Origin of the sequence: Bradyrhizobium sp. SRS-191 (assembly GCF_024586915.1) — a bacterium.
Classification (GTDB): Bacteria; Pseudomonadota; Alphaproteobacteria; order Rhizobiales; family Xanthobacteraceae; genus Bradyrhizobium.
On the sequence record NZ_JANBVS010000039.1, the window covers coordinates 1 to 6,691 of the forward strand.

Here is a 6,691-nt window from a genome sequence, read left to right on the forward strand (position 1 = left end):
ACGCGGCCGTGAAAGCAGGTCCATCGGACGGGCACGGCGGCTGGCGCCGACGTCTGGTGGCGACGTACTAACAGGATTAAGGCACAGGTTCGCGGCAGATAAATCGCACCGCCCGTGCGGCTGCCCCTCACCCCGACCCTCTCCCCGTAAGAACGGGGCGAGGGGGCGCATCGTGCGCGGAGCGAGAGATCGACTACAACAAACTCGGCTGCTCCACCGCGAGCTCGTCGCCGACGGCAATGTTGCCGCCTTCGATGACCTCGGCGTAGATGCCGCACTCGTTATTGCCGCGGGCCTGCATCAGCGCGGGTGGGATGTCGAGGTCGCGCGCGGCGGTGTCGGGGTCGACGTTGACGGCGGCGCAGCGGGTGGTGGTCTTGACGACCTTCAGACGCGCCGAGCCGATGCGCAGCGTCTCCCCCATCAGCGTGGTCTCGTGCCAGGCCGGCCAGCCGGCGACGTAGAGGTTGGCGCGGAAGCGCAGCGGGTGGATGGGAGCGCCCACCAGCTGCTCGATCTCGGCGAGGGAGGCGAGATTGATGATCGAGATCACCTTGCGTGCCAGATCCGTGAAGGCGTAGCCGCCGCCCGACAGCAGCTTCGTCGGTCCGCGCAACTCGTCGGCAAATTCGGCGGCAAAGAAGCGCTCGACCGAGGCGCGGCCCTCGGCGCTTTCGAGGTCGCCCTGCGCGACGATCGCGCCGTCCTTGCGGATGGTGAGGATGTTGGTCGCGTCGTTGAAGTGGGTCTTGAAGCCGGCCAGGCGCTCATTGCGCATCAGCATCAGGTAGGCTGTCTTCGGCTTCCAGACCGGGGCTGCGGGATCGAAGCCGGTGGGGCCGTTCTCCAGCGCGTAGCGGCGATCGGCCGGCAAGGTTTCGCCCACCCGCAACGGGGCCGTCTGTAGTGGTTCCGGGGTAAGGCCCTTGACCGGATAGCGGTACAGGCCGGTGATGCGGGCGGGGCTGATCTGGCTCATGCGCGGTCATAGGAGATTCCTCACCCGTCGGCCAGGGCACACGAATTTGTGAAGCGGCCCCTTCCGTTTTGCGGCGGCCTTCCCACATTTCCTCTCAAGCCGGGCGCAAGCCGGCGACGTCACGGGTTGCGGCGTTGATGGACGTCAACGTGGGCAAATCGAAACCCAATGAAGATGCTGGAACCGTGCCTTCGGGGCGTCACAGCAGGCTGAGGGAAACATCATGAATATCGACAAATATACCGAGCGCGCGCGGGGCTTCATTCAATCGGCGCAGTCTCTGGCGGTGCGCGACGGACATCAGCAGTTCTCGCCGCTGCATCTTCTGAAAGTCCTGCTCGACGATGGCGAAGGCCTCGCGGGCGGTCTGATCGATCGCGCCGGCGGCAATTCGCGCGCGATCCTGAAAGCGACTGAGGACGCACTGGGCAAGCTGCCGAAAGTCTCGGGCAGCGGCGCTGGTCAGATTTATCTGTCGCCCGAACTGGCGCGCGCTTTCGACGCGGCGGAGAAGGCGGCTGAAAAGGCCGGCGACAGCTTCGTCACCGTCGAGCGGCTGCTGCTCGGGCTGACGCTCGACGCCAAGAGCGAGACCGGAACCATCCTCGCCAAGGGCGGCGTCACCGCGCAGAATCTCAACGCGGCGATCGAATCCCTGCGCAAGGGGCGCACGGCGGACTCTGCGACCGCCGAGAACGCCTATGATGCGCTGAAGAAATATGCCCGCGACCTGACCCAGGCGGCGCGCGACGGCAAGCTCGATCCGGTGATCGGCCGCGACGAGGAAATCCGCCGCACCATTCAAGTCCTGTCCCGGCGCACCAAGAACAATCCCGTGCTGATCGGCGAGCCCGGCGTCGGCAAGACCGCGATCGTCGAGGGCCTCGCGTTGCGCATCGTCAATGGCGACGTGCCGGAGAGCCTGAAGGACAAGCGGCTGCTGTCGCTCGATCTGGGCGCGCTGATCGCGGGCGCGAAATATCGCGGCGAGTTCGAGGAGCGGCTGAAGGCCGTTCTGCAGGAGGTCACGGCGGCCGAAGGCACCTTCGTGCTGTTCATCGACGAGATGCACACCCTGATCGGCGCCGGCAAGGCCGACGGCGCGATGGATGCGTCGAACCTGCTCAAGCCCGCGCTGGCGCGCGGCGAGCTGCACTGCATCGGCGCGACCACGCTCGACGAGTATCAGAAGCATGTCGAGAAGGACGCCGCGCTCGCGCGCCGCTTCCAGCCGGTCTATGTCACCGAGCCGACGGTCGAGGACACCATCTCGATCCTGCGCGGGCTGAAGGACAAATACGAGCAGCATCACGGCGTGCGTATCACCGATTCCGCGCTGGTGGCTTCCGCGACCTTGTCGAACCGCTACATCACCGACCGCTTTCTGCCGGACAAGGCCATCGACCTGATGGACGAGGCGGCGGCGCGGCTGAAGATGCAGGTCGACAGCAAGCCGGAGGAGCTGGATTCGCTCGACCGTGAGATCATCCGGCTCAAGATCGAGCAGGAGGCGTTGAAGAAGGAAAGCGATCTCGGGTCCAAGACCCGGCTGCAGGCGCTGGAGAAGGAGCTCGCCGACCTCGAGGAGAAGTCGGCGTCGCTGACCGCGAAGTGGAGCGCCGAGAAGGACAAGCTGTCGAACGCGCAGAAGCTCAAGAGCGAGCTGGATGCCTTGCGCATCGAGCTCGCCAATGCGCAGCGCCGCGGCGAGTACCAGAAGGCGGGCGAGCTGGCCTATGGCCGGATCCCCGATCTGGAAAAGCGGCTGGCCGACATCGAGGCCAAGGAGAATGCCGGCGAGATGATGGAGGAGGCGGTCACCGCCAACCATATCGCGCAGGTGGTCTCGCGCTGGACCGGCGTGCCCGTCGACAAGATGCTCGAGGGCGAGAAGGACAAGCTGCTGCGGATGGAGGACAGCCTCGGCAAGCGCGTCGTCGGCCAGTTCGAGGCCGTGCATGCGGTCGCGACGGCGGTGCGGCGCTCGCGCGCCGGCCTGCAGGATCCGAACCGGCCGATGGGCTCGTTCATGTTCTTGGGCCCCACCGGCGTCGGCAAGACCGAGCTGACCAAGGCACTCGCCGAATATCTGTTCAACGACGAGACCGCGATGGTCCGGCTCGACATGTCCGAGTACATGGAGAAGCACTCGGTGTCGCGGCTGATCGGCGCGCCTCCCGGCTATGTCGGCTACGACGAGGGCGGGGCGCTGACCGAGGCCGTGCGTCGCAGGCCGTATCAGGTCGTCCTGTTCGACGAGATCGAGAAGGCGCATCCGGATGTGTTCAACGTGCTCCTGCAGGTGCTCGATGACGGCCGGCTGACCGATGGTCAGGGCCGCACCGTCGACTTCCGCAACACGCTGATCATCATGACCAGCAATCTCGGCTCTGAGTTCCTGGTCAATCAGCCGGAGGGCGAGGATACGTCGGAAGTGCGTGAGCTTGTGATGGGCACGGTGCGCGGGCATTTCCGCCCCGAGTTCCTCAACCGCGTCGACGAGATCATCCTGTTCCATCGGCTGCAGAAGAGCGAGATGGGCCGGATCGTCGAGATCCAGTTCACGCGGCTCCAGAAGCTCGTGGCGGAGCGCAAGATCACGCTGTCGCTGGATGGCGATGCGCGCGACTGGCTGGCCGCCAAGGGCTGGGATCCGGCCTATGGCGCGCGTCCGCTGAAGCGGGTGATCCAGCGCAGCGTGCAGGATCCGCTCGCCGAGATGATCCTCGCCGGCGACATCAAGGATGGCGACAAGGTCGCGATCTCGTCGGAAGGCAACGTGCTGACCTTCAACGGCAAGGCGCATCGCACCGCGGAGATCGCTACCTTCGAGGCGCCGGTCCCGAAGCGCAAGCTGAACTGAACGGCGCGATTGCCCGAACGCAAATCGAAACGGCCCCCGCTGAGCGATCAGCGGGGGCCGTTGCCGTTGAAACTCTGGCCCGGGGAGGGCGAGGGCCTTAAGCGGTTCACCTTAGCGGTTCACCGCCTTAACGATTGACTTGGATCGGACCGGCGTCCGACATGCGTGAGGGGCCGTTGCCGCGGCCGGCCATCATCTGGTCGACGCGGTCGCGCTCCTTCTCGAAGCCGGCCATGATCTGGCCCTCGAGCGACCGGCCGCGCGGCAGTTTGACGCGCAGCGGGTCGACGAAGCGGCCGTTGACGAGAATTTCGTAGTGCACATGCGGGCCGGTCGACTGGCCGGTCGAGCCGACGAAGCCGATGACCTGGCCCTGGCGGACCCGCTTGCCCGGCTCCATGCCCTTCACGAACGCCGACATGTGGCCGTAGGCGGTCTCGTAACCGTTGTTGTGCTTGATGCGGATATACTTGCCGTAGCCGCCTTCGGTCCCGACCTTCTCGAGCACGCCGTTGCCGGCGGCAAAAATCGGCGTGCCGTAGGCGGTGGCCCAGTCGACGCCGGTGTGCATCTTCACATAGCCGAGGATCGGATGGCGGCGGCCGCCGAAGCCTGAGCGCATGATCGCGTTGTTGACGGGCTTGCGGACCAGGAACTTCTTCGCGCTCTTGCCGGTCTCGTCGTAATAGTCGACGACGCTGTCGTCGGGGGTCTGGAAGCGGTAGTATTTCTTGGTCTCGCCGCCGACGGTCAGCGAGGCATAGAGCACTTCGCTCTTGTCGTTGGGGCCGGGCTTGTCGTCGTCGTCGCCGGCATAGAACACGTCGAATGAATCGCCCGGCTGCACCCGGCGCTGGAAGTCGACGTCGTAGGAATAGATCCGGATCATGTCCTCGATGACCGGCGCCGGCACCTTGTTGCGCATCGCCGTCTCGTAGATGCTCTGGTAGAGGCGGACGCCGGTGCCGTCATCCTCTTCGTCGTCATTGGTGTTGTCGGCGGTCTCAGTCACCGTGTTCATGCTCTGCACGTCGACGGCGACGTATTTGCCGAGATCCGACAGCGCGGCGACCGCTTCGATCATGGTCTCGTTGGCGACGATGACGCGGACCGGCTGGAGGCGAGCGCCCGGAGCCGGGCTCGTCGGCGCCATCAGGATGCGCAGCTTTTCGCCTTCCTTCAGGCCGCCGTCGCGGCCGCGCGGGCCGAGCTGAGCGGCAATCGCCTTGCCCTCGTCCGGCGTGGCGCCCTGGTCGCGCAGGATCGAGGTGACCGTGTCGCCCTTCTTCACCAGATGGACGCGCTCGCCGAGCGGGTTGCCGCCGGTGATCTGCTCCTTGGTCTTGGGCAGCAGGGTCACGTTTTCCGGCACCACCCGGGTCTCGAAACCGGCATAGGGATCGGGCAGGGTGCCGTCATTGGCATAGGCCAGCTTGAGATCGCCGCTCGCCGCCGTTGCATCGGCCGCGGCGTTGGCCAGCGAGGCATAGCGGACGCCGCCATTGTTGCCGCGCCAATTGGCGGCGTCGCGGACCCGCATGACGATTTCGTCGAGCGCCACTGAGGTCGCGATCTTGGCCTTCGGCAGCACGGTCGCGAGGTCCTTGGTCACGAACGAGACCTCGGCATCCGGCTCGACGGCCGCGGGATTGTTGGGATCGTCTCCGGGGCTGGTCTTGTCGTTCTCGGCGTCGGTCAACAGCCGCTGCGCATTGAAGGGCGGGATCTTGGCCGAGAGGTCGCTGGTGGTCATCGAGAGATTGCCGGAGATCCGCACATAGGGGCGGACCCGGATCACCTCGCGCGTTCCGGCGCGGGTCACGGTCGAGACGCGGACGACATTGCGGGCGGCGGCGGCCTCGTTCGGAGGCGGCAGGCGGTCGCTCTTGCGCAGGGTGGCGACGCGATCATTGGCGCCGAACGCCCCCCGCAGCGCGCTCTCCATCCGCTCCGGCATGCGCGCAAAGGTCAGCTCGCCGTCGAGCGACGCAAAAACGGCGCCGCCGATCAGGGCTGCGCCGCAGAGACCCGTCAGAATCGTACCCGAAAACCATTGAACGGAGACGCGGCGGCGATCGATCACCGCGGCTTCGGAGCCATCGACCGATAGCGGCGGCTCATGCCCGAGATCGATCATGCCGATCTCGCGCCCAACCCCCCCGCGTGACGTCCGATGGTTCAACCTCAGTCCCCCAAGTTCAAAGTCAGCACCGAGATCACTCAGCTGCCGGTTGGCTACCGTCCAAGACTTAACCGTCTAAGACAAACGGCTCGGAATGATGGCGCGTCTCTGACGGTTCGAGGCTCTCGGGTATGAAACCCTCAAATCCCCGGACCGCTGTTCTTCTTCAGGATCTCTCGATGTCGTCTCGGTCGTCTGAATCAGGCGAAGGGCTCGCCAATTCCTTGATCTGGATCACCGTGAGCCGATGGCAGTCCCCGCTGGGCAAATCAGCTCAGGTCGATGCTTAACAAATCGTCGCAGGATTGTGGCCCAAGTGGGGCACGATGTCCGCAAGAAATCGGGCATCCGGTTGGCTACGGAAAAAAATCACCCGATGCGACGATTTCATGAAATTCGTCGTTGACACCCCGATCGGCTCCCCCTATACACCCGATCACTGAGCGCGGCGCCGCTTCGGGACACACCGAGGCGAGCATTCGCGCCAATACTGCTCCTCACTTCGTTGAGTGGTGCACAACCGGTAGAACCCGGTTGCCCATCGCCGTCGAAACGAGAGCGGATCCCTCCAAGTGAGGGTGGGACTGAGGTCCCGGGCTGTTTGACAAGTGAAGATGAAGAAAGAGAAACGTGGACGGCGGAGTCCTTGCGGGTCTCGGGATTGAGA

General features: G+C 65.2%; 3 protein-coding genes. 1 reads left to right on the plus strand and 2 read right to left on the minus strand.

The window, feature by feature from the left end; genetic code table 11:
* Window positions 1–193: 193 nt before the first annotated feature.
* On the minus strand, window positions 194–979 hold the full coding sequence (locus NLR35_RS33515) for an MOSC domain-containing protein (protein ID WP_257170822.1): 786 nt from the start codon (window positions 977–979) through the stop codon (window positions 194–196).
* A 223-nt stretch (window positions 980–1,202) separates the two neighbouring features.
* Here NLR35_RS33515 and clpB point away from each other — a divergent pair, with 223 nt between their 5' ends.
* Entirely contained in the window at window positions 1,203–3,842 is a 2,640-nt protein-coding gene (clpB, locus tag NLR35_RS33520) for an ATP-dependent chaperone ClpB (RefSeq protein ID WP_257170823.1), read from the plus strand.
* A 127-nt stretch (window positions 3,843–3,969) separates the two neighbouring features.
* Here the strand turns inward: clpB and NLR35_RS33525 are convergent, their stop codons facing one another.
* On the minus strand, window positions 3,970–6,024 hold the full coding sequence (locus NLR35_RS33525; RefSeq protein WP_257170824.1) for a M23 family metallopeptidase: 2,055 nt from the start codon (window positions 6,022–6,024) through the stop codon (window positions 3,970–3,972).
* Between the last annotated feature and the right edge of the window lie 667 nt (window positions 6,025–6,691).